The organism is Ectobacillus polymachus (assembly GCF_048159605.1).
Taxonomy (GTDB): Bacteria; Bacillota; Bacilli; order Bacillales; family Bacillaceae_G; genus Ectobacillus; species Ectobacillus polymachus.
In genome coordinates, this window is record NZ_JBLREB010000001.1 from 38192 (window position 1) to 63037 (window position 24846).

Here is a 24846-nt window from a genome sequence, read left to right on the forward strand (position 1 = left end):
TTAAGCCAAAAATCTATACAAAAGTAAGCACATTTCATCGTCCTTTTCTCCAGACAAAATCCCCCTTATTTTGCATAAAAGGGTCTTATAAAGGGAATCATTTTTTGTAATGAAACCTAGGAGGCTCTTATGATTCTTAATACTGATCAACTAAGAACTAGGGGACACGAGTTTGCCCTTATGCATGAAGTTTGTGAACCAAATCGTTTGAAGGTTCGGTTTTGGCCGGCTTTCCGTTCTGATATGACTCATTTGCATTCGTTTGCCCAGCAGGTAAGTAGGAGTGTAGGTCATTGTAAGCAGCCAGCCGAGGATTGGCTCTTGGATCATATTCATTTTCTACATACGCAGTCCCAAGAGGTAATGCGAAATCTATCACGGGCAACACTCCATCGGCTTCCACGGATACGAACAACAGGGGTGCCGCGTATTTATGCGCTTTGTAATGATTACTTGGAACATGTAGATGGTTGCTATGATGCGGGCTCCTTTGAACAGTACGTGCAGTCTTATCAGGAGGTTTCCGTCCTTCAAGTAATGGAATGCTGGGTTTTGCCTAGTGCACTTCGGGTTATGATTATTCGTCGGTTGGCGAAGGAGATGCGTGAGGTGCAGCATCGACATGAAGTGTGTCATTTTGTTACATCCTTGCTTGCTAGAATCGGTGAGAAGGAGCGGTCTGATGATGAGGTGCGTGCTCTTTTAGAGAGTGTGGCACGCAAAAGGACACTCGGTCCCATTGAAATTGTACATATTGTCCGTCATTTACGGGAGCAACAGCCGGATATACGTGTTATTCATGAATGGCTTGCAGCTTATGTAGGAAACAGTGAGGCAAGTCTTGATCACATTGTTTCGCTTGAGCATCAGCTTCAAGCTGAGCTTCAGGTAACATGCGGAAATTTAGTGCAAAGCTTGCATCGGATCGAGCGGCTGCCTTGGCGAAAGTCGTTCGCATTGATTTCCCATGTTGAGCAAATCCTTTTAGCTGATACAACGATTGAATACAAGGATATGGATGAAGCGAGTCAAAATGTCCTACGTTCACAGGTGACGGATATTGCGTACCGCCTTCGTGTTCCGGAACCAGTAGTTACTCAAACAGCCGCTTCGCTTGCGCTTTCAAAAGCTCAGGAGGCAAAGCAAGGACTGGAAAAGGATGCAAGTCTTGCGTATTATTTGCTTGATCCGCACGGAATGACAGCTTTACATAAAGCTCTTTCCAAAGTAACCCGTCCTCGAAAATTACCGCAGCTCGCAATACGTCGTCAACCGATGTATTCGTATGTAACGGTGTCTGCTGTATTGTTACTTGTTTTAATGGCATTAGCAGGGAAATGGGTTACGTTTGGAATAACCGTTTGGCCGCTTGCTTGGCTAGCGATAGGATTGGCGCTCCTGTTCCCAATGAGTGAATGGGCGGTAACGCTTGTGCATAATTTAATCAGTCGGTGCTGCCGACCGGTTACCCTGCTTCGCTATGATTTTTCTGAAAAGCTGCCAAAGGATGCAAGAACGATGGTTGTTATGCCAATCATTTGGTCCAGTATCGAAGAAGTAGATGATGTGATGGATCGTTTATTGGTTCATTACTTAGCGAACCTGCAACAGAATATTTATTTCGGTGTACTCGCTGACTTTGCTGATGCAAAGCAGGAAACAGATGCTTTTGATGAACAACTGGTAGCCCATGCGATTCAGCGAATCGATGCATTTCGCAAGAAGTATGGGTCCGATAAGTTTTTTCTTTTTCATCGATCACGTCTATATAACGAGATTGACAATGTTTATATGGGGTGGGAGCGAAAGAGAGGAAAGCTAGTTGAGTTTGTTGAACTGCTGTCAGGCAGTAAGGAAACGAGTTTTACAACCGTACATGGGGACAAAGAGATATTGCAAGATATTCGCTATGTCTTTACGGCGGATCATGATACGCAGTTACCGATCGGAGTGGTTGGCCGTATGGCAGGAACGATTCATTTTCCATTCAATCGGCCGCGTCTCAATAAGGATGAGACGCGTGTGGTGGAAGGATTCGGCGTACTGCAGCCTCGCATTGGGGTGAACTTCGCATCAACGCAAAAATCTCGTTTTGCCGCATTGTGGTCGGATGAGCCTGGTATTGATCCGTATGCATTTGCGGTATCCAATGTGTATCAGGATTTGTTTGGGCATGCTGTTTTTGTTGGCAAGGGAATTTTTGATGTGGAAGCATTTCGCAAGACGCTGGTGAATCGGATTCCAGATCATCATGTTCTAAGCCATGATTTATTAGAAGGTGGCTTTTTGCGAACGGGTCTAACCTCTGATATCGAAGTGATTGAGTCTCAGCCGTCTACGTATTATGCGTTTGAGCGCCGCGCTCATCGCTGGATACGCGGAGATTGGCAATTGCTTAAATGGCTTGGTTCGTCTTGTAAAGACCGCTTCGGAGAGAGCAAAAAAGTGGATTTATGTGGACTGACTCGCTGGCAGATCATTGATAATTTACGAAGAAGCCTTCTTGCTCCTGCACTTTTCTTGGTTGCACTGCTTGGGATTCATGTCTTACCAGGACGTGCATCGGTGTGGGAAGCGATTGTTCTGCTTACAATTTTTCTTCCATTTTTAATGAGTTGTGTGCATCTGCTACTTGGTAATGGAAGAATGAAGAGCGTTAAGGTGAGCTTGATACAATGCGTAGTCCAGCTATTAACTTTACCTTTTGCGGCGATTCTTTCGGTAGATGCTATCGTTCGCACGCTCTATCGCCTGTTTGTAAGTCGTCGTAAGCTGCTAGAGTGGGTGACTTCGGCATTAACGGATCGCAGTCCAGCTCGGGGACGTGTATTTATGTACGAGCTTGCAGGCTATGTCGTCATTGCTGTCTTTTTAGCAATCGCCTTTCTTTCCGGCGGCAGTCGCAGTATAGCATTTTCCTATGCGGTTATTTGGCTGCTGGCACGGCCTGTTATTGTGCAATTGAATCGTCCGCCAGAGAAAATTTCTCGTACGTGGGTGCAAAAGGCGAAGCCAGAGCTGCGAAATTTGGCGCTGCAAATTTGGTCCTTTTATGAGCAGTATGTAACAGAGAAGGAATCATGGCTACCGCCCGATAATGTGCAATATCAGCCGAGTGAGATTGTCGCCCATCGCACGTCGCCTACGAACATTGGCTTATATCTAGCCTGTGCTGTCGCAGCTCGTGACCTTCATTTTACCGATACAGAAACGATGCTCTCGCGCATCGAAGCTACCTTACAAACAGTTGAAGGAATGGAAAAATGGAATGGTCATTTGCTAAATTGGTACGATACATGTACGGCTTCACCTCTTTCACCGCGCTACGTTTCTACGGTGGATTCAGGGAATTTTATTGCGTATTTGATGGTCGTACGCCAGGCGCTTACGGAGAGTGAGGAAGAGGAGTTTGCTGCTCGCACTAAGCAGATTATTGAAAAAATTGATGGACTCGTGGAACAAACCGATTTTAAAGCATTATTTAACTATGATGAGAGTTTGTTCTGTCTAGGATATCATGTAGACACAAACCAAAAAGATACCATTCTTTACGATTTGCTAGCTTCAGAGGCGAGACAAGCAAGCTTTATTGCTATCGCTCTTGGACAAATTCCTGTTTCCCATTGGTTTACGCTTGGACGTACAATGACCATTATCAATGGGTGCAAGACACTGTTATCTTGGTCGGGGACGATGTTTGAGTATTTGATGCCAAGCTTACTGATGCGGACGTATCAAAAGACGATTTGGGATACTACGTATCAAGCGGTTGTGCATCGGCAGAAGACCTATGCAGATAGACTGCATGTACCCTTTGGTATTTCCGAAAGTGGTTACTATGCATTTGACTATCAACTGAACTATCAATACCGGGCGTTTGGTGTACCAGGACTTGGACTTCAGCGCGGATTAGAGCGCAATCGGGTTATTGCTCCGTATGCAACGATTATGGCGCTGCCGTATGCAGGAGAAGCAGCCATACAGGCACTTCATAAGTTGGACCAATACGGTGCCAAGGGGACCTACGGATTTTTTGAAGCGGTCGATTTTACAAAATCAAGAATGCCGCGCGGGACGGATCATCAGGTTGTGCGAAGCTTTATGGCGCACCATCAAGGAATGAGTATGCTTACGCTCGTAAATTTATTGCAAGAAGACATAATGGTGAACCGTTTCCATCGTGATGCGCGCGTCACTGCTGCCGAGCTCTTGTTACAAGAACGTATACCAACAAAAGTAGCCTTGCTTACGGATCCGCTTGGAGTAGAGGCGAAGGTATTGGAATTCGATTGTCCGCATGATGAAAGCCGGACATTTATAGAGCCAACTGCTGTTCCGGAGGTTAATGTACTGTCTAATGGCCGTATTTCAAGTGTAAACACGAACGTAGGAACTGGGATGCTAACGTGGAACGGCCTCGCTGTGACGCGCTGGCGAGAAGACCCGGTCATTGATTCATCAGGTCCTATTCTGTATATGTATGATGTGAGGAAGGAAAAAGCCTGGAGTGTGACGAGCTTTCCATATGGTTCGGAAGAAGTGAAAACACAGTTCCGCCTCGACAAAACAGCCTATGATAGCATGTATGATGATATTGCAGCGAAGCTAGAATTGGCGGTTGGCTCGGATCTAGATGCAGAGGTGCGTCGCCTTACTTTAAAGAACAATAGCAAGGAAGACCGGCTGTTAGAGGTAACGTCTTACCTTGAGATTGCGCTTGCTCATCCATCGGCAGATAGTGCCCATCCTGCGTTTAATAAATTGTTTATTGAAACGAGTCATGATTCCAAGCGGCAATGCTTAGTAGCGAAAAGAAGACGGCGCGAGGATGAAGAAGAGGAGACATGGGCGGTTCATACGATATATGTGGATCAACATGAGATAGGTGACTATGAATTTGAAACGGACCGAGCAGCCTTCATCGGACGGGGACATTCGCTGCAAGCACCAAAATCGTTGAGAACACGCTTAACCGGTGCAACCGGCTCGGTTGTAGATCCTTCCTTTGTGATGCGCCGTAGTGTTCAATTGGCACCTCACGAAAGTGCAACGATCTATATGGTAACAGGGGTTGCGAAAGAAAAGGAGCAGGCGCTTGCCATTATCGAGCAGCTGCGTGAGCCAAGACAAGCAGACCGAACATTCCATTTGGCATGGGTACGTACGCAAATTGATTTACGGCATACTCATCTTTCGCATAAGCAGGCAATGGAAGCACATGTCCTTGCAAGCAGACTTCTGTTTACACCGCCATTGACTTCTTTGCGAAAGGAAGCGATTTTACGAAATACATTAGGGCAGTCGTCCCTTTGGTCACATGGTATTAGCGGCGATATCCCGCTCCTTGTTATTTCCGTACGTCATCATTCTGATTTGCCGTTCGTTATAACCGTTGCGTGCCAGCACCAGTATTTGTGCATGCTTGGAATTGCAGCAGAGCTTGTCATTCTTGATGAAACAGCTGGCGGCTATCAGGATGAATTTCTGCATCGCGTACGCGAGAATTTGGCGGCCCGTGGTATTTGGAATATTCAGCGGCTGATTGGATTAAAGGCAGCTAGCTTGCCAGAAGAAGTACGAACCCTGCTTCTTACGGTTGCACGTGTCATCTTGCGGGCAGGAGGTCCGAGCCTTCGTACGCAGCTGCGCGTGAACAAGCACATGATGCCTTCGTTGCCGGCTGTTTTGTCAAAACAGCAAGTTAATAATCAAGCGATTCGATTCAAAACAAAGGGAGAATTTTTCAATGGCTGGGGCGGCTTTGTTAATGATGGCCGGGCGTATCAGCTCTATGTTGGAAAGGAAGGGTATTTACCACGGCCTTGGAGCAATGTATTGTCGAATCCAACATTTGGCTGCATCCTAACGGAATTAGGGACTGGCTATACATGGTGGCATAATTCCAGGGAATGTAAGCTAACGCCATGGACGAATGATCCTGTCCTCGATCGAGTTGGTGAGTGCTTGTATATTCGTGATCTTGCCCATAATGAAGTATGGTCTGCCACGCCAAAGCCAGCTGGAGATGGGCGAACATACAAGGTGACGCACGGCTTTGGATTGAGCACATTTGAACAAGTAGACGGCGACATTGTGCATACGATGGAAACCATTGTTCCAAAAGAGGATCCGCTAAAAATCATCCAGCTTCGTTTGAAAAATACGAGCGAAGAAGAGAAAAATATTTCTGTCACGTATTATGCCGAATGGGTTCTTGGTGTTCTACGGGAAGCACAGGCACCGTTCATCGTTACCGAATGGGACGAAGAACAAGGCATCTTGCTTGCTCGTAACATGTATCAAGAAACCTTTCGAGAGGCGACTGCCTTTTTGCATATTGCATTGTCTGAAGCAGCATCTAGCTCGGTTTCTTATACTGGGGACCGTACAGATTTTATGGGCTACGGCGGGGCAGAACAACCAGCAGCATTATTTCAGGACAAATTATCGATGCAGGTCGGTACCTTTTCGAATTCATGCGGAGCTGTGCAAACAAAGGTGAGCTTGCCAGTTAACGGTGAGGTGACCGTCACGATTTTACTAGGCTGCGGAACATCGAAGGAAGAGGTGCAGAGGCTCGTTGGGCAATATAGTCAGCCTTCTGCTTTTGAAAAGACGCTTGCAGATGTAAGTAAGTACTGGGAGCGTACGCTCGGACAGGTGCAGGTGAAAACACCAGACCGCGCGTTAGATATTTTGCTAAATGGCTGGCTATTATATCAAGCCCTTGCTTGTCGCTTATGGGCTCGTACTGCTTTTTATCAAGCAGGAGGTGCCTTTGGCTTCCGTGATCAATTGCAGGATGCACTGGCATTCTTGCATGTAGATGCAAGTATTGTCAGACGGCAGATCTTAATAAATGCTGCCCATCAGTACCAAGAGGGAGATGTGCAGCATTGGTGGCATATCGACACGAGTAAAGGAATCCGTACCCTTTTTTCTGATGACCTTCTATGGCTGCCTTATGCGGTATCGCGCTATATCGAACAAACCGGCGACACTAGTATTTTGAAGGAAGAAGTACACTTTTTGCATAGTGACGTGCTGCGTGAGGGTGAATTAGAGCGTTATGAGGATACGGTTGTGTCTGAAGAAAAGGGGACCGTACTTGAACATTGCTTGCGAGCGATAGGGCATGCACGTAAGTTTGGGGAACATGGTATCCCGCTTATGGGTATTGGCGACTGGAATGACGGCATGAGCCGCATCGGTGCAAAGGGCCGCGGCGAGAGCGTCTGGCTCGGCTGGTTTTTACTTGATATTTTAAAACGATTTATAAGATTTGAAAAAGGAATCCTTTCTCAAGATGTAGTCGATCAGTTTGAGCAGGAAGTTCATGATCTAACGAAGCATTTAAATGAGAATGCCTGGGATGGCGGTTGGTTCCGCCGTGCCTACACGGACGCAGGTACTTGGATTGGTTCGATTGAAAATAAAGAATGTCGTATTGATGCGATTGCACAGTCGTGGTCTGTTATCTCAGACGGTACAGAGACGGACAGACAAGAAAGGGCTATGCGCTCCTTTGACCGTGAACTGGTCGATCGTGATCTAAACCTTGCCCGTCTACTAACAAAAGCATTTAGCGAAACAAAGCCTAGTCCCGGATATATTCAAGGATATCCAGCCGGCATCCGTGAAAATGGAGGCCAGTATACTCACGGCGTAATTTGGGGAATTGTCGCATGGTCGATACTAGACCGACGTGACAAGGCATTTGAGCTCTTTAACATGCTCAATCCCATTACACATACGAAAACAACCCGAGATGTGCAAAAATACGGGAATGAACCGTATGTCATGTCAGCCGATGTATACACCGCTCATCCGCATGAAGGAAGAGCCGGCTGGTCCTGGTACACCGGAGCTGCTGGCTGGATGTACCAAGCAGGATTAGAATATGTACTTGGCGTCAAACGCCAGGAGGATAAATTATATATTCAGCCATGTGTCCCTTACGAGTGGGAATCATTTGACATTGACTACAGATACGGCGAAACCACGTATGCCATCACTGTCTATTGCGAAGAAAGTCCAACATCTTGGACAGTGGACGGGAAGAGCATCGGGGAGCATTCGTACTTACAGCTAGTGGACGATGGTAAGGTGCATAAGGTTGAAGTGTATAGCGCAGAGAAATTTCGTGCAAATCGATAGAAGAGAGTTATCAGGAACCCATGGTGGATGTTTTCACCGTGGGTTTTTATCGTTACTGTTTCTGTTAGAATTGAGGTCATATCGAACGGAACGCTAGTCATTAATCGAGTATTTATTAGTCGAGACAATAGATGATGGTAGATAGTGGGATAATTCATTATTCTTTCTTTTTTTTGTAGTATTTGAAGCGAATAGATGATGATTAAAGGAAAAAATAATTTCAAAAAAATCATTTTTTTGTTTCTTCTAAAGGCAGATAATGTTATAGGCTTACAAGTTGCCGACTTAGTACCCAATTCATTAAATCGTAAGTTATGTAACAAAACAATAAGGACTTATGGTTTTATGGATGCCTTCGAAAAAATCGCTTATGATGGTAAAAATGGAATTATTGATCGCTTTGGAATAAAAATAATACCTTGACCTTATAGGTTGAACCTTTTATAATCCTTTGTAGGAACTGTGTAAACTCTTCCTTATCTTTAAAAAAGGAATGGCGAAAGCTCTTCCAAAAAAAACATACGATCTTGAATTTTACTACAAGTATTTTGGCATAATAATTATTACAGAGAATGGCGAAAGCTCTTCAATCTGTATTCGAAGCAAAAAAAGGAATGGCGAAAGCTCTTCGTTTTTTTTCAGGCACCCTTTAGGGTGTCTTTTTTTGTAGACTTTAGTCTGTTGAGCCTGAAGAAGGTGAAACGTAAAAGCACCTGTTATGCGGGTGGGTAGTAAATGGTTACACAAAAAAACTCACTTTCAGTTTTATAATAGAGATTGTTCAAGCCTCTAAAATAAGAAAGGAAAGTGAGTATCAAAAGTATAGACGAAAAATAATTTACAATCAATATAGGAAGAGCATTGGAGAAATCTTAAGAACGCTATGTAAATATAAAGGTGTAGAAGGTCATTTGATGCCAGATTATGTGCATATGTTGGTAAGTATTCACCCAAAGTTAATTCAGACTAAAGACTGCCTTTTCACTTAGAAGATGTATGTGGAACTCCTGCCCATTGATTCTAAAATGAATGTATTACCGAAAAACAATTTATTATCGAAACCAGCATGTTTATTATCGAAAATCAAAATTTATTATCGAAACCAGCATGTTTATTATCGAAAATTAAAATTTATTATCGAAATCAACATGTTTATTATCGAAATTAAAAAGCATGATTTTTTGTTCAATGCTTAAAGTACGCAAATACAGGATCCAATAGACCAGTAAATCGTAGGATAAGATAGGTTATAGAGAAAATTGTAAGTCCCATACTTAATTTTGATGTTTTTTTTGGTTCACCTAGTTTTTCCATGATTTGATCTCCTTATATTTGACGTGGAACTTTTATAAAACATCGCCATTAAAACTATTTAAATTTCCTTGAGTAAAAAAATTCAGTAATAGGAAGGATTACAAAACCTAGGCAGACGACAATAAGCAATGGAACATTCTTGATTTCATTTAAATTGGTTTTCCCTTCTGAAAAAAACAGAATAATACCGGATAGGATAAGGAGGGCAAAGTAACTAATCTTTGCACTTTGCATGATGATATAATGATCCAATTCGTCTTTCTTTGATCTCCCTCTATGGTCTCTCCAATTGAGAACATTGAAAAAGTAAGCAAATGCTAGAGATAAGCTGAATATGGTTCCGCCATCAATCGTTCCAAAATGCCACCATTTATAGAATGCAAGACCACCTACTATGCAGATAAATACAAATGCTAAGGTTACTAGAATGTTTTGTGATTTACACATGTTTCTTTCCCGCGCTATACGATGGAATAAATAATTCTTCCATTTTTACTTCAAGCTGATGCGCAATATCAAACGCCAGCTGCAAGCTTGGATTATATTTGTTATTCTCGATGGCATTCATCGTTTGTCTACTAACATGGCAAAGCTCCGCTAGCTTTCCTTGAGAAAGCCCGTTCTTATCTCGAAGTTCCTTTATGCGATTATTCATTACACACACCACCTAACGATAGGATGTTAAGAATGTTTTACATAAATATGGTAAAACAGGATAATTATAGTGTCAAATATTATTTGGGATAAATTGGATATTGTGTGTGTCTTTGTTTGTATACAGGATAAAATAAATAAATTAATTAATTTTAAAAAAGACCCCCATAAAATTTGCAAGCCGTTCGATATATATAGTGAATAACTTACTGGGGGAAAACAGATGAACAAGCTAATTAAAGGTGCAATGTCAACATTTATCGCAGGAAGCATGATGGTAACTGGAACGGCAGCGTTCGCAGCAAGCAATGACGGAACACAAGCAACACAGACAACACAAGCAACTCAAACAACGCAACCAAAACTTGTACAAGGTGATTTCTTCTATTTTGTAAAAACGACGATGGAACAGATTCGTCTTGCTTTAACTACGAATGATTTAGACAAAGCGAAGTTATTATCCGAACAAGCAGCAGAGCGTATTGCAGAGGCAAATGTGCTAAATGAAAAAGGTAAAGATGCGTATACGCAGGATACACTTCATAAGGCAGCAGCAGATATTGACGATGCAGAAAAGCTAACTGGCGATGACACAACAGCACAACCGGCACAACCAGCGCAACCAGCGCAACCAGCGCAACCAGCACAACCAGCGCAACCAGCGCAACCAGTGCAACCAGCGCAACCAGCACAACCAGCACAACCAGCACAACCAGCACAACCAACACAAAAGGAAAGCAAAGAAAAACCGGAAGACCTACAAAAGAAAAAAGATGTAGAAGTACATATCGGGAATAATATTGAAGCGCTAGCCAAAGTACTTGATAAGGTGAAAAATCCACAAGCAAAAGAAGCGATTTCGAAAAACATCGAGAAGAGCTTCACTCATCTTGCTCAAAAAATTGAGAAATTACAAGAAACCCAAACAGCGCAACAATCTAATGATCCTAAACTTCAAGTAGTACCGGAAGCACAAGCAGCGCCAGCAACAAACTCTACAGTAGCGCCAGCAAATACGGATAGCCAACAACAAACAACAGCTACTGCAACACAAAACGGATCAACGCAGGCAACAACAAATGGACAACAAGCAAGTGTTTCTGCCCCAGCATCTACAGTTTCTCACCAAGGTAAAGGAGAGAATGAAGATGATCAAGGAGATCAAGGAAATAAAAAGGTAGAAAACAATCAGGGACATTCTGAATCTCACAAGGAAGATAAACAAGGTTCAGAAAACAAAGATCAGAAGAAGGATCAAAAGCAAGATCAAAAGAAAGATCATGGAAACAAAGACTAATATCCTAACTGCTTGGCAGTACAATATAGGACATCCGAATTCGGATGTCCTATTTAATTTTCCTACGATGGACCAGTTTAGTAGGTTATCATCACCATCAAGTAGCAATACTATAAAAATGAGATGGAGGTGAAAGGATGGGTGTAGTAGCTGCAACAGAATCAGATGTTTCCTTGCTAGCAAGACTCCTTCGTGCAGAAGCAGAAGGAGAAGGGACGTTAGGAGAGCAGCTTGTTGGAAACGTGGGGATTAACCGAATACGAGCGAATTGTTCTGATTTTAAGGGGCTTCGCACGATTCCGCAAATGGTTTATCAAGAGCATGCATTTGAAGCTGTACAGCATGGTTACTTTTATCAACGAGCAAGAGAAAGTGAAAAAGAATTAGCGCGAAAGGCCATTAATGGATTCAGGCATTGGCCGGCAAAATTTAGTTTATGGTATTTTCGCCCGCCAGGAGATTGCCCTGATCAGTGGTATGGGCAACCAGTAGTCGGGCGTTATAAGAAACATTGCTTCTTTGAACCAACGGCAGAAACGTGCCAAAATATTTATAATACGTATTAACAGGGTGAAACCTTCACGAAATAGAGAATCAGATATTCCTATATTTGTGAAGGTTTCTTTTCATTTTCACTGACTTGTATAAAAAATTTGGTATGTAAGTAGTTTCTATCCATATTTTTCAGTATAATAAAAAGTACAGTTGTAAAAAAGATTTATCATAATGAAAGAAGTTGGAGAACGGATTCCTTTATTGAATCTATTTTTTTATCTAAGTATATATTGTAATAACCCTATTTAAAGTTTCACTTTATCCCGCATTAACTAGAAGTATTACCCCAATAGAGGATCGTAAAAACACTCCCTAATAACAATTTTTGTTATTCATCTTTCCTTTTTACAATTTTTATCGTACTAGAGAGTAGGAGAAATAAAAATGACCAACTTACAGAGAATATTACATTTTGTAACGATTTTCATTATTATGGCTCTTTCATGGTATATGTTGTATTCACATAATGGGACATCTTCTGCCTATGTTCATTTATTTTATTTTCCAATTGTTCTTTCCGCTAGGTTTTGGAGAATAAAAGGTGGCTTGATTGTTAGTATCATAGCTAGTATATTATGTGGTGCTTTTACACCGTTTATGGTTATAGAACAAATAAAACAACCGACAGAAGCATGGATGGTTCGTAGTATATTTTTCGTTTCGTTTGGAATCCTTTCAGGATACTTATTTACAATTTTAGAAAATAAGCGAAATGAAATTGCAGCACAATCGAAAATACTACAGGATAAAAATAAGAAAATAACCAAGCAAAGAGATGAAATTTTACAACAAAACATCAAAATTAAAGAGATGAATGATGCCATCCAAAATTCAAGCACCGAAATCATTCAAGCGCTAGCGCAAGCGATTGAAATTCGTGATAGATATACAAGCGGGCATTGCTTTCGCGTATCTGAAATGTCATGTCAAATTGGAGAACAATTAGGATTAAGTCAAGAAGAGCTACTTTATTTGAAATGGTCAGGTATTCTCCATGATATTGGAAAACTCGGAATGCCAGAAGCGATTATGAATAAACCAGGAAAATTGACACCAGAGGAGTTCGATGTGATAAAACAGCACTCGGCAATGGGACTGCAAATTTTATCAGGAATCTCGCAAGCTTCTGATATTGCAGATGGTGTTTATTATCATCATGAGCGGATGGATGGTTCGGGTTATCCAGAGGGTATTGCTGGGGAAGATATTCCTTTACAGGCAAGAATCATTGCTGTAAGTGATGTTTGGGATGCGCTTACTTCAAAACGATCGTATCGTGATTCTCTTTCGAAAGAAGAAGCGTTAGCCATTATGGAAAAGGGAAGAGGAAATCACTTTGATCCTCATATATTAGACATTTTTATGAAGATAATTAGAGCAGATAAAAAGTAAATGGTCGCTTCTATGAAAGAGGCGACCATTTCGCTTACATGTATTTTTCCTTAATGATTGCAAGATGGTGGAGCTCATGACCAGCGATGATATATGCCAATGCACGTGCTGTAGTTGGATAATTTGCAACAGATCCACTGCGTTTTTGTGCATCTATCGATAAACTAGCAATCAAGGAACACGTACTCTGACGAACGAGAGCTAAATCAGACAGAATATCTGAAAGCTGGAGTTCATTGAAATCTGCATTTGCTACGTATTCATCTTGATCAAAGGATGGAAAAGCTGCGGTTTCCCCACGGCTGATAGCAAGAAGGCGATAGCTCATCACGCGTTCCGTATCGGCCATATGACCAAGTACTTCCTTAAGGCTCCATTTCCCAGGTGCATAGCAGTACTCCCCTTTTTCATTCGATACCTCTCGAAGTAAAGCTTGCAGCTCCTCATGCTGATTTTTTAAAAATACAAGAATATCTCCATCCGGAATAAGAGAGATATATTTCTCGTAATAAGGATTATATTCGTTTTGCTGCGGACACTGAATCATGATACTCGCCTCCATTTTTGGGTTTTATTTCATGGTAGCATTTTCCTTTCTATTCGTATATGTGATTCTCCGTATAATGGATCTTCACTTGTTACATATTATAAGTGGATACTTTAGGAAAGTTATGGAGGGAATCATATTTATGCCAATGCTGGATGTAGACGGAACGAGCCTATATTATTCTGTGAAAGGAAATGGGATTCCAATCGTATGTATTCATCCTCCTGTCCTTACTAGTGAAAATTTTGAATACCAAGTAAAGGAATTAAGCCAATTTTTTAAAGTGATTACGTTTGATATTCGAGGTCATGGCCGTAGTCAATATTCTGATCAACCTATCACCTATTCACTTATTGTACAGGATACTTGCCGTATTCTGGATCATCTGCAAATTAGCCAAGCTTATATATGTGGATATTCGACTGGAGGTTCGATTGTTTTAGAGTTTTTACAGACGTTTGCGAACCGGGCATTAGGCGGAATTGTCATAAGCGGTATGTCTGAAATGAAGGACCCACATATAGTGAATAGAATTATGCTTGCGATAAGAATTGCAAAGGCAGGAGCCATTTCTATTTTGGCATGGGCTATTGCATGGAGTAATTCCAATACAAAAAAGATATTTTTCAAAATGTTAAAAGCGGCTAAAAGAGGACATGCCAAAAATTTTAAACAGTATTACCAGTATATCCTGCAATATAACTGTACCAATCAACTCGTGAACATAAAGCATCCGATTTTAGTTGTTTATGGGAAGAAAGACAAAATATTTTCTTATTATGCAAAGCTCTTACATGAAAAATTACCGTGTCATGAGTTAATAGGTATTGAGAATGTAAAGCATCAAATCCCTACGAAAGCAGCGGGAAGTTTAAATACAGCAATTAAGAAGTTTATAGATAGTCGTGACAAAATTAACGGCTAAGTCCCTGCATTTCTATGATGCGGGGATTTTTTTATGTTTTCTACTTGAAAAGCTATGTACCCCCTTGGCATCCCCTTCTTAGTCCTATGCAAGTATTCAATCATAAACAAAACAAAAAAATAAAAAAAACAACTACAAGTAAAAAAATATTTCACTCCTTTTCCCAATTTTCTATTCTCCCACTTTATTTATAAAGTGAAGGTGCAAAAAAAAGTTGCGTAATAGATAGGAGGAAGAAAAATGGCAGTATACCGACTTGTACGAGTAAACTTTTGGCAGGATGATTTTGTTTTGGATTTAACTCCGGAAGAACGACATTTCTACCTGTATTTACTGACGTGTTCGAAAACGACGCAGTGCGGGATTTATACATTGCCTGCGCGAGTGGTTGAACTAGAGACGGGATACAATGGTGAAACAGTTGATAAATTACTGCAGCGGTTTATTGATTACGGAAAAATCATGTATGATGCAGAAACAACAGAAGTTTACATATTGAATTGGGTACGATATAACTCGATTACCAATGTAAACGTAGAAAAGTGTGTCTTGCGAGAGCTAAAGACTGTGAAAAATAAAATGTTTGTACAGCTGTTTCTGAAAAGATGTTTAGAGGAAGAGCTTCGTATTCCGTTGCTTCTTGCCCAATTTGGTCATCCGTTTGAAGAATCCGTGGAAGTTCCTTCTGAAAGCCCAAGTCCTGAAACAAATGTAGCTACTAAGGATGACGTGTTTTCATTTTACGAGCAGAATTTTAAGAAATTATCTCCTTACAGCATGAAAGAACTGACCAGGTGGATTAAGGCTTTGTCAGAGGAACTTGTCCTAAAAGCACTTCAAATTGCTTATGAATATAACAAACGATCGCTTGCGTATGTGAAGGGGATTCTCCGAGATTGGCAAGGAAAAGGTTTTACGTCGGTACAGGAGGTAGAGCAGGCACAGGATAAATTTCGGAAGAAGATTCTGCTAGAGGATGAGACAGATCGAATCATAGAAGAGCATAAGCAATGGGATAAGAATGCTTTATCCGAGGAAGAACTGCAGCAGTTCCTTAAAGATAGGAGCTGGAAGGAATGAGAATTCAAAACGTAGAAGCAGAGCAAATGGTACTCGGTTCTATCATTTTAGAGGGAGAATTGCTGAAAGAGTGCCGTTTAGCCGAGCAACATTTTTCCTTGGCCCTGCACCAAACGATTTTCAAATGGATGAAACAAGTGGTAGAAGAAAAACTTGATCTGATTACGCTTGTTAGCACAATGGAACCGGCATTTTTAGAGCAGATTGGCGGGATTTCATTTCTAGCCACGATGGCAGAGAGTGTTCCAACTACAGCTAATTTTTCGCATTATGAGGATCTAGTATTACGTGCATGGAAAATGCAAAGTGCCGCTAATATCGCACAAGGTATGTATGCGAAGCTGCATGAAACAAAGGATGAGAACGTGATTCGTACAAGTATTACAGCACTATGTGAAATAGAAGAAGCAGAGTATAAGGAAGATAATGATCTAAAAGACGGGTTAGAGGATTTATATGAAAGCTTCCAGAAGGATATGGGAGAGCTAAGCGGCATCGATACAGGATTCCAGGCTTTAAACCAACTAACGTATGGTCTGCAGGAGGGAGATTTTGTTGTACTTGGTGCACGTCCATCAATGGGGAAAACGGCATTTGCCTTAAATATTTCCATTCATGCTGCAAAGAATGCAGCAGTAGGTATCGTTTCCTTAGAAATGGGGCGAGAGCAGTTGTTAAGGCGGATGATGTCCTGCGTAGGAAAAATCTCCGGAGAAAAAATGAAAAACCCAAAACGTTGGTTTGACCGAGCAGATTGGGAAAACACGGTAAGGGCCACTGTAGAGCTAGCGCAGCTACTTATTACTATTTATGATAAGGCAGGAATGAAGCTTCACGAACTTTATTTACAGATCCGCAGGCTAAAACGAAAACATCCGGATAAAAAGCTGCTTATCATTATTGATTATTTACAGCTCCTATCCGGTGATGACAACTACCGAGGCAATCGGCAGCAGGAAATGAGCGATATCTCCCGAAAGCTAAAGCAGCTGGCACGGGACTTACACGTATGTGTCTTGGCGCTTTCACAATTGTCGCGCGCAATAGAATCACGAAACGATAAACGACCGCTTCTATCTGATTTAAGAGAAACCGGGCAGATTGAACAGGATGCAGACGTCATCCTGCTCATGTACCAAAACAAGTATTACGATAAAAAGACGGAGAATAAGGATATAACAGAAATTCAGGTAGCAAAGCATCGGAATGGGCCGACTGGGAAGGTTACGCTGAAATTTTTGAAGGAGTATGGACGGTTTGTAGGGAACTTGGTGAATTTGAGTTTTGCTGGGGGGATATAGGAAAGCTAAAATTCTTGCAGGATCAGATTGTGAGTTTCAAAGATATAAGGAGGGGAAAATAGGATTAAATATGCGGTGCACCACCTTAATTTACGTACTTGTTGTAAAAATTATAAAGACGAATGTGAATATACTAATAAATAAGTTGATGCTAGTATCAACTTATTTTAAGTTTTATAACCTTATTCTAAAGCCATTACTTTTAAAGTTTGGGAAAGTACTTTTTCCTGACGTCTGCTAAACTAAAGAATTCTACCGTTTTATCTTATATTTCTAAAAGTACTTCGGTATGCTTATAGTTTGTTCGTTTTCAGGAATTTATTACATAAAAGATTTATGTGATAAGGGCTACCTTATCACAATATTGTTCCTATCATCTGCCATATTAATATCTGCCTAGTGGTAAAAGAATAAGCCAGTCGAGGATTGACTGGCTTAATTTTAACGTAATAGTTTATTCTAATTTTGATGCTGAGGGTTTATGTGGAGTTGCATTAACAATTAATAAGCTGATTTTAAGATTATATTTTGAATTTATATTTGAAACTCTTTCCTGAATACCTTTAATCTTTTTTTGGTCACTTTCAGTATATATCGTAACAAGGAAAATCCCATCTCTTACAGAATCAATTTCAAGGTATTTAGGTAATTGTAATTCTAGACCATTCCAAAACTTTCCGTTCCTTGCAAGTTTGATTTCTAATAACACGCGTTTGCTATATCCAGATGAAAAGCGGAAATCGACAGGTCCTCTTCCTTGATTAACTTCTCTGGTAAAGTCGATATTATTAGCTATACAATATTGTTCTACGATTCCATTAAACAATAATTGAACTCCTTCCTCACTTTTTCCTCTTGTAAATTTATCATCCCAAAGAAGTTTATAACCTGACTTATTTTCTACAAAATTTTTAAAAACTTTTGATATCCCAATAACTATTTCCATGAATTTCTCATCGGATGTTGGCTCATTTATTGTTAAGGGGTGAGAGCTAGTAATTTCCTTAGCCTTAGCGTACCAAGTGTATCTTAGTAAAGGGTCTTTTTCTAAATCGTATGCTTTCGCTTTCTTGGATTCAACCAATACAATGTATTCTTTTACAAGATCATAATTTTCTAATGCAAGTTTAACCAACTCTTCCTTATTTAGATTCTTGTCTATCTCAAAGTTCAAATCATTTCTTAGTGTTTCGTTGAACAAGACTGTTGAATGAAAGTTATCCGAATTAATTTCAGGTATTACATTCAGGTAATTTTTTGGGATTAACAAAATGCCAGTTTTATTCTTATAGGGATTTATAGGAAGATCAACTTTTATATCATTCCATCTTAAAAATTGATGATCAAACTTTCCATTTCTTAATATAACCTTTTGAGTAGGAATATTATATTTCTTACAAATATTTTGGGTGTATGTTACCAATTTTTCCTTCATAAGATTTGCAGCAATGTCACTTATACTATCAGGCCCAATTCCTAGGGTGAATAAGCCAATCTCTTCTAAATGTTCTAATTTTAGAATGGATGATTCAATACATTGTTTGATGTTGTAAGCTAGTTTTTTAGACCATCCTGGGCCTGGTCCAGCCCCCTGTCTATTTGAAGAGTAACCTAAACATAGTTCATTTACTTCATGAAAACGCAACATGGATAAAGCTTTACCGTATAATACATTTCTCTCTCTTCCACCAGATTCAGCAATTAAGGAAAAAACCTTATTTATAAATTTCATCATGTCCTCATATGTATCTTGAAATAAAGGATTATCCGTTTTAAAAACAAGAAAGGGATCAATAAAAAGTTTAGTATCTTGGTGTAAAATCGGGTCAAACCAATCTTGATCTTCTGAATTCTTAATATTGAATTCTTCTGAAAATAACATAGTATTCCTCAATTCTTAATTTATTTTTGATAAATTGTTTATATAATAGGTAGTTTACGTGAATTGTCGCTGACAATTAATTAATATTATATTATCAACATTATAGGATGGTTTCGACAAAATATTCCATTTTCCTGCGTGGCTTCGATGAGTTTCAAACGAATCATAGTAATCCTTGTAATGTACAAAACAATATTGCGATATATAGAAATTATGATTTTTTTTTACAATAAATGATTGGAAATCTGCTAATCTAATATGATTTTCAACTAGTTTCATTTATTGTGGTCAAAAATGTTATCAAAAAGTCCTGAATGAACTAATTCATCATTTATATGCCTGTAATTAATTAGAGAAAGTTTATAGATTTTTTATGTTCAGAGATACTTTCCCGACTTTCATTTAAAAGATAGTTGTGAGTTTCTCCTGCTGTTATTTTTCAGCTAGAAGAAGAGTAGGGAGATAATGTATTTGGAACCCATAACCGAGGTCAATCTGAAGATTCTTCTGTAGATTATTTTGACATGATTCGCTCTTATATCGAAGACACCTCTTCTGTATTGGATTCCCTATCCCAAACAAAGAGGTGTTTTGTAGATTATCGATCCTTTAAACCCGATTTCTTCTTGAAAAAAATATCATATACCAAACCTATTATCCAAATAATAGATACTATGCTTTTAACCCATCTTAGTACTGTGTTATTAGGGAATATTAAAGGTAGAATAAACAATATTATTATAGAAATCATAACAAATAATATTGCTAACCATGTGGTTACTTTTGTATTTATCATGTGTAACACTCCTAAAATGTGAATGCTGTAAGGATTATTGCAGCCCACCATGCTTACCGTAGGAGAACAGCCTCGCTTACTTTTCCTTACTCATTCCCTTCCATGATAGTAGCAGCATCATAAGCCATTCCATTCTAATATTATTAAAGGTGTAGAAGTATGTATATATTCATTCATATCTGAATCTATTATTCCAAGTTTATGTAATTCCTCTTTATCCGGAGTATCCTTTTCAAGTGTAAAAACAGATTCAGTTTGTGCAAAGGCATTAGAATCTATTGATAAAGCTAATGTAGTTGCACTTATTTTAAATATATTTCTCTTATAAAACACATGCATTCCTCCTAAAGTTACGATAATTAATTTTTTGTTTACAAGTATATGTTAACATATACTAATGAAGGAAATGAAAGCGCTATATAAATTTTTTGTGACATTATTTTCAAAATAATATAAATTAATACTTCTAGAAAACAGAAATCCTAGTTTCCTAGTTCGAGAATGTTTGCAAAACAGCTTATTGGTAAAGTCGATATTCACAGATTGTAAAGCATAAGCTAACTATTCTGCAAATTTACCGTTAACTACTCCATAAAAAAGGACCGTACTAAATTTTTATAAAAGATACATAATCATCGCTACAACGGATTTCATACTGATTCTGTTTGGGTAGCGGCTATTTCGAACAGAGCTAAAAAAAATATCTTTTTAACATCCTATTATAGAAAGTTAATCCTATATTTTTTGACCATTGTAATCAGAATTAACATACCAAGAACGGAATGATTTTAATTTATTATTACATGATTATAAGTATGAATGGAGGAGCAATTTATGAAACGTAAATTTGTTTTGTTGATATTCTTTTTTTGCTTTTTACTAGGAGCATGTACAGATAAGGAATACGATAGGTTGAAAAATGAAGGCTATACTTTATTTAAAGGTGAGGAGTATGATAAGGCTCTATCAGATTTTGAAAGGGCTAAAGAGCGTAATAACAATGACGAAATAAATAATGATATATTCATAACAAAAGAAATGATAAAATCAATAAATACATTTAATAAGGGTAATTTTGAAAGTGTTCTTATTTATATAGGAGAAATAAAAGAAACAAAAGATGAAAGTTTAAAAACTATTGCAATATCAAAACTTGCAGAATTGGAAAAGGAAACAAATGAACTAAAAGAGACAAAACAGACTATTGAACAAAAATTAAAAGAGGCTGAAATCCAATTAAATAATAAGAAATTTGATGATGCAAATCAGTCTTTAATAGCAGTACTGGACTTAATTCCTAAGCATTCATCTTTTGCTCAATATGCAAACCAAACTAAAGATTTACTTGGTAAAGTGGAAGACGAAAGAGGAAAAGTAATAGCTGCTGCAAATGAGGTAAAGAAAAAAGAAGAAGAGCAAAATAAAAATCAGGAAGAGAAGAAGAAACAAGAGAGTGAACAAGGGACTACTGGTCAACAACAAGATACAAATCAATATCAGCAACAAAATCCAATGAATCCAGATAAAGCAGTTGTATACATAGCGAATAATGAAGGAATACATCTACATGCGAATATAATTGGAGAATATAAATTCACAAACGAAAAAGGGGAGTATGTGATATTGTATACATTCAATGAAGGCCCATCAAATGTCGTCCATAAAACATACAATATTAATCCCTATACAAAAGTTTATTATAAAACCAATTGAATATATAAGATTATCAAAATCAGCTTCAGACAACTCGATAAAATAAAGAGTACCATCTATATTTGATATGCTCCCCATTAGGTAGACAGATAAAAAATAAAATCTGTTTAATTTAATGGGGAGTATTTTTATGGCTAAAAGTAAATATTCAAAAAAATAGGAAAATAACAATTCTACACTCTATCATGAGGGGAAACATTCATTAAACGAGATAGCTGAACTCTTTTCTGTTAATCGTAGAACAATTGTTGATTGGCAAAAGAATTATCTAACGCTTGAGAGCAGGACCTGAATCTACTTCTAAATGGAATATCTATACAAAAGAGATAAAATTAGCAGCTGTTCGAGATAATTTATCTGGTCAATATTCATTAAATAGCTGATGGCAAGGGAAAGTTCAGCTATTTAGACGACGGCATTACAAATCGTCAATATGTAGTTGCAATAATAAGCTTCTTCAATGGTAGACTATATGACAAACTATAAGTAGAAAGAGAAACTCGCTCACTCTCAATACTAATACTTTTATCTAACTTACAGCTTGATTGGGATAAAATCATTGAGGAAATGTTATTGTACTTAGTGAACGATAGTGGAAATTGGTTAAAAGCTTCATTAGAAAGAATGGAGAGAAAAGGTGTAAATTTAAAGAAAGCAAAGCATAGTAAGAAAAATTTCAAGCATAGAGCAAAATTGTTATTTGAAAAAATAATATAAATGGGTTATTTGTCTTGAGATTTTGTTTTATATTATTTAATTTTTTCAGTAATTGATAGTATAAAATTTTTGTGTAAATGAATAAAGTTACAAAAAGGAAGACCTTTTCCTGCTAGAATTAAAGTCACCATAACCCACCCTATAGATGAATCTCATTGAATCGTTTAACAAATAAATCAACAATTACACGAAACGTAAAGAACAGTTTTCGTACGAAGTTTCGTTACAACTCTTCATAGTCGCAATTTGAGGATTATAGTCAACGCTTTTCGATTCGCTTGACGAATAGATTTTTAGCGAAATGATTATCTAGCTGAAAAGGTACGTGTAGCCATTTACATAAAATATTGATGCTCCATCTTTTTGTTATACAATTAATAAATGTAAGTATTTATAATTATATGTGATGTATTATCAAAAAATAAACATAAGTGATAAGGAGTGTAAAGATTGTTACAAGACAACTTAAAATACAATGAAGAAGTGAAACCTAATACTGGTTTTTTTAATGAATTAAAAGAAAAACTCCCAGAATTTTTCACGGCGAATAAATTTGATGAGGATGGTAATCTTGTTGAAGAAGGTAAGTTTGATCTAGAAAAATTTAAACGAGCTTTAAAAGAGAAAAATATCAATGAGCTAACAAGTGGATACCAGCTAGAGTTTATTGGAAAAGATTATGCAAAAAAACAATCTGGAGAATATGCAACAACAGTCATTGTTCCAGACAATGATCATAATAATTTGGAAGAGAATAAAATGAGTAAAAACTTGTTTTTCACCGGTGATAATTTAGAAGTATTACGTCACTTGCAAAATAATTATAGCAATTCTATTGATATAATTTATATTGATCCTCCATATAATACTGGAGATGATGGATTTATTTATCCTGATAATTTTGAATATACTGATCAAGTGTTAAAGAATATATTTGGTTTAAATGATAAAGAGTTAGAAAGATTAAAAAGTATTCAAGGAAAAGCTACTCATTCAGCTTGGTTATCTTTCATGTATCCAAGATTATGGTTGGCTAAAAGAATTTTAAAAGAAACTGGAATGTTGTTTATATCTATTGATGATAATGAGTCATCAAATTTGAAATTACTTTTAGATGAAATATTTGGAGAGTCTAATTTAGTGGCTGATTTAATTTGGTCTAACAAAGAAGGTGGAGGATCTTCTGATTCAGCACTTTTCAGAGTGAAACATGAACACATTTTAACTTATGGTAAGAATATGAATTTTGTTGGTATTAAAGGGGTGGATATAAATAACGAAGATAGATATAGATTAAGTGATGAACATGAAATGAATAGAGGTAAGTATTACCTACAAAAATTAGGAATGGGTTCAATTCAATATTCTAAATCATTGGATTATGAGATTGAGGCACCTGATGGTACTACTATAATGCCAGCTGATAATAACAAAGGTAAAAAGGCTTGTTGGAGATGGTCAAAAGAAAAATTTGAATGGGGTCTTCAAAATGATTTTATTGTTATAAAAAAAGATTCATCAGATATTTGGACAGTATATACTAAACAATATTTAAAAGTAGATAATAACGGAAATTATATAGATAGAACTCAAAGACCTATGGGAATAATAGATGCTTTTTCTAGTACACAAGGAAGTAAGGAGTTAGAAAAATACGAATTAGGAACTTTTTTTAGCTATCCAAAACCAACGAAATTGATTAAGTACTTAATAGATAGAATAGACAATAATAATGTAAGGATTGTAGATTTTTTTGCAGGGTCAGGAACAACTGCCGATGCAGTCATGCAATTAAATGCTGAGGATGGTGGAAATCGTCAGTATATCATGGTTCAAATTCCAGAAAAAACTTATTCACTCAATAGTGATGGAACAATGGTGCCAAATAAAGGAAGCGAACCTGCCTTTAATGCAGGCTATATGTCTATTGATGAAATCAGTCGTGAACGAATTAAAAGAGTAAGCAAAAAAATTCAAGAAGAAGCAGGTTTAACACTTTCTGAGAATTTTGATGGTGGATTTAAACATTATCGAGTTGTTTCACCAGAACAACCAACTTTGGATGATTTAGAAGCGTTTGATATAGAAACAGGGTTATTTAAAGATAGTAGTGGTCAGTTAAGACAGCTATCAGAAAATGGATTTGATGATATGATTCAGCCTTTTTCTTCTGAAGGATTAAAAGTGAATGGAAACGCTAATGGAGAGGATACGATTATAACAACTTGGCTAGTATCAGATGGTTATAAAATGGATGTAGAGGTTGAAAGTATTGATTTAAATGGTTATCAAGCAAGTTATGTAGATAATAGTCGTTTGTATTTAATTAACTCTCAATGGAATTCTGAACAAACGAGAGAACTTTTAAACTTGATAGGAACGAATAAATTGACTGTTCAAACGGTTGTTTTATATGGCTATTCATTTGAGTTAGAAAGTATAAGAGAATTGGAGCTTGGCTTGAAGCAATTAAATAGTAAAGTAAATTTAGTAAAGAGATATTAGAGAGGTAGTGA

The 24846-nt window shown here is 38.1% G+C and carries 16 protein-coding genes and 1 pseudogene; 11 read left to right on the top strand and 6 right to left on the bottom strand.

Features of this window, described 5'->3' with window-relative positions:
- Positions 1-129: 129 nt before the first annotated feature.
- The 3 genes and pseudogenes from ACM5BR_RS00200 to ACM5BR_RS00210 form a co-directional block, all read left to right on the top strand.
- Positions 130-8157 (top strand): glycoside hydrolase family 94 protein, encoded by an 8028-nt coding sequence (locus ACM5BR_RS00200; protein WP_416825165.1) that lies wholly within the window; start codon positions 130-132, stop codon positions 8155-8157.
- A 198-nt stretch (positions 8158-8355) separates the two neighbouring features.
- Positions 8356-8580: a hypothetical protein gene (locus ACM5BR_RS00205; protein ID WP_416825167.1), complete on the top strand. Its 225-nt coding sequence runs from the start codon at positions 8356-8358 to the stop codon at positions 8578-8580.
- Positions 8581-8975: 395 nt separating this feature from the next.
- A pseudogene (locus tag ACM5BR_RS00210) lies at positions 8976-9116 on the top strand (transposase); the annotation flags it as partial.
- A 226-nt stretch (positions 9117-9342) separates the two neighbouring features.
- Here ACM5BR_RS00210 and ACM5BR_RS00215 read toward each other — a convergent pair.
- The 3 genes from ACM5BR_RS00215 to ACM5BR_RS00225 are packed head-to-tail and all read right to left on the bottom strand — an operon-like array spanning position 9343 to position 10126.
- Positions 9343-9471, bottom strand: a complete 129-nt coding sequence (locus ACM5BR_RS00215) for a hypothetical protein (protein WP_416825169.1) — start codon at positions 9469-9471, stop codon at positions 9343-9345.
- Positions 9472-9525: 54 nt separating this feature from the next.
- Positions 9526-9918 carry a hypothetical protein gene (locus ACM5BR_RS00220; protein ID WP_416825171.1) on the bottom strand — a complete coding sequence of 131 codons (393 nt, stop codon included), beginning with the start codon at positions 9916-9918 and terminating at the stop codon, positions 9526-9528.
- Positions 9911-10126, bottom strand: coding sequence for a helix-turn-helix transcriptional regulator (locus ACM5BR_RS00225; protein WP_416825173.1), 216 nt, complete (start codon positions 10124-10126; stop codon positions 9911-9913). Before ACM5BR_RS00225 ends, ACM5BR_RS00220 begins: the two co-directional genes overlap by 8 nt.
- Positions 10127-10348: 222 nt before the next feature.
- Between ACM5BR_RS00225 and ACM5BR_RS00230 the strand changes: the two genes are divergently transcribed.
- The 3 genes from ACM5BR_RS00230 (at position 10349) to ACM5BR_RS00240 (ending at position 13369) form a co-directional block, all read left to right on the top strand.
- Positions 10349-11422, top strand: coding sequence for a DUF5667 domain-containing protein (locus ACM5BR_RS00230; protein WP_416825175.1), 1074 nt, complete (start codon positions 10349-10351; stop codon positions 11420-11422).
- 137 nt (positions 11423-11559) lie between these two features.
- Entirely contained in the window at positions 11560-11988 is a 429-nt protein-coding gene (locus ACM5BR_RS00235; RefSeq protein ID WP_416825177.1) for a cell wall hydrolase, read from the top strand.
- Between the two features lie 373 nt (positions 11989-12361).
- On the top strand, positions 12362-13369 hold the full coding sequence (locus ACM5BR_RS00240; protein ID WP_416825179.1) for an HD-GYP domain-containing protein: 1008 nt from the start codon (positions 12362-12364) through the stop codon (positions 13367-13369).
- Between the two features lie 34 nt (positions 13370-13403).
- On the opposite strand, the gene ACM5BR_RS00245 is transcribed toward ACM5BR_RS00240, so the two are convergent.
- Complete coding sequence (locus ACM5BR_RS00245; protein WP_416825181.1) at positions 13404-13916, bottom strand: DinB family protein; 513 nt, start codon at positions 13914-13916, stop codon at positions 13404-13406.
- 142 nt (positions 13917-14058) lie between these two features.
- Here ACM5BR_RS00245 and ACM5BR_RS00250 point away from each other — a divergent pair, with 142 nt between their 5' ends.
- From ACM5BR_RS00250 to dnaB, 3 genes are all read left to right on the top strand, one after another.
- Positions 14059-14841, top strand: coding sequence for an alpha/beta fold hydrolase (locus ACM5BR_RS00250; RefSeq protein ID WP_416825183.1), 783 nt, complete (start codon positions 14059-14061; stop codon positions 14839-14841).
- A 240-nt stretch (positions 14842-15081) separates the two neighbouring features.
- A complete protein-coding gene (locus ACM5BR_RS00255; RefSeq protein ID WP_416825185.1) occupies positions 15082-15921 on the top strand; it encodes a DnaD domain-containing protein in 840 nt (279 codons plus the stop codon).
- A complete protein-coding gene (gene dnaB / locus ACM5BR_RS00260) occupies positions 15918-17222 on the top strand; it encodes a replicative DNA helicase (protein ID WP_416825187.1) in 1305 nt (434 codons plus the stop codon). The genes ACM5BR_RS00255 and dnaB overlap by 4 nt, the downstream gene beginning before the upstream one ends.
- Positions 17223-17676: 454 nt before the next feature.
- On the opposite strand, the gene ACM5BR_RS00265 is transcribed toward dnaB, so the two are convergent.
- Positions 17677-19104 (bottom strand): hypothetical protein, encoded by a 1428-nt coding sequence (locus tag ACM5BR_RS00265; RefSeq protein ID WP_416825189.1) that lies wholly within the window; start codon positions 19102-19104, stop codon positions 17677-17679.
- Positions 19105-20017: 913 nt separating this feature from the next.
- On the bottom strand, positions 20018-20233 hold the full coding sequence (locus ACM5BR_RS00270) for a hypothetical protein (RefSeq protein ID WP_416825191.1): 216 nt from the start codon (positions 20231-20233) through the stop codon (positions 20018-20020).
- A gap of 501 nt (positions 20234-20734) precedes the next feature.
- Between ACM5BR_RS00270 and ACM5BR_RS00275 the strand changes: the two genes are divergently transcribed.
- Together ACM5BR_RS00275 and ACM5BR_RS00280 are read left to right on the top strand one after the other, a co-directional pair.
- Entirely contained in the window at positions 20735-21613 is an 879-nt protein-coding gene (locus tag ACM5BR_RS00275) for a hypothetical protein (RefSeq protein WP_416825192.1), read from the top strand.
- Between the two features lie 1167 nt (positions 21614-22780).
- Positions 22781-24835 (top strand): site-specific DNA-methyltransferase, encoded by a 2055-nt coding sequence (locus ACM5BR_RS00280; RefSeq protein WP_416825193.1) that lies wholly within the window; start codon positions 22781-22783, stop codon positions 24833-24835.
- The last annotated feature ends 11 nt before the right edge of the window (positions 24836-24846 follow it).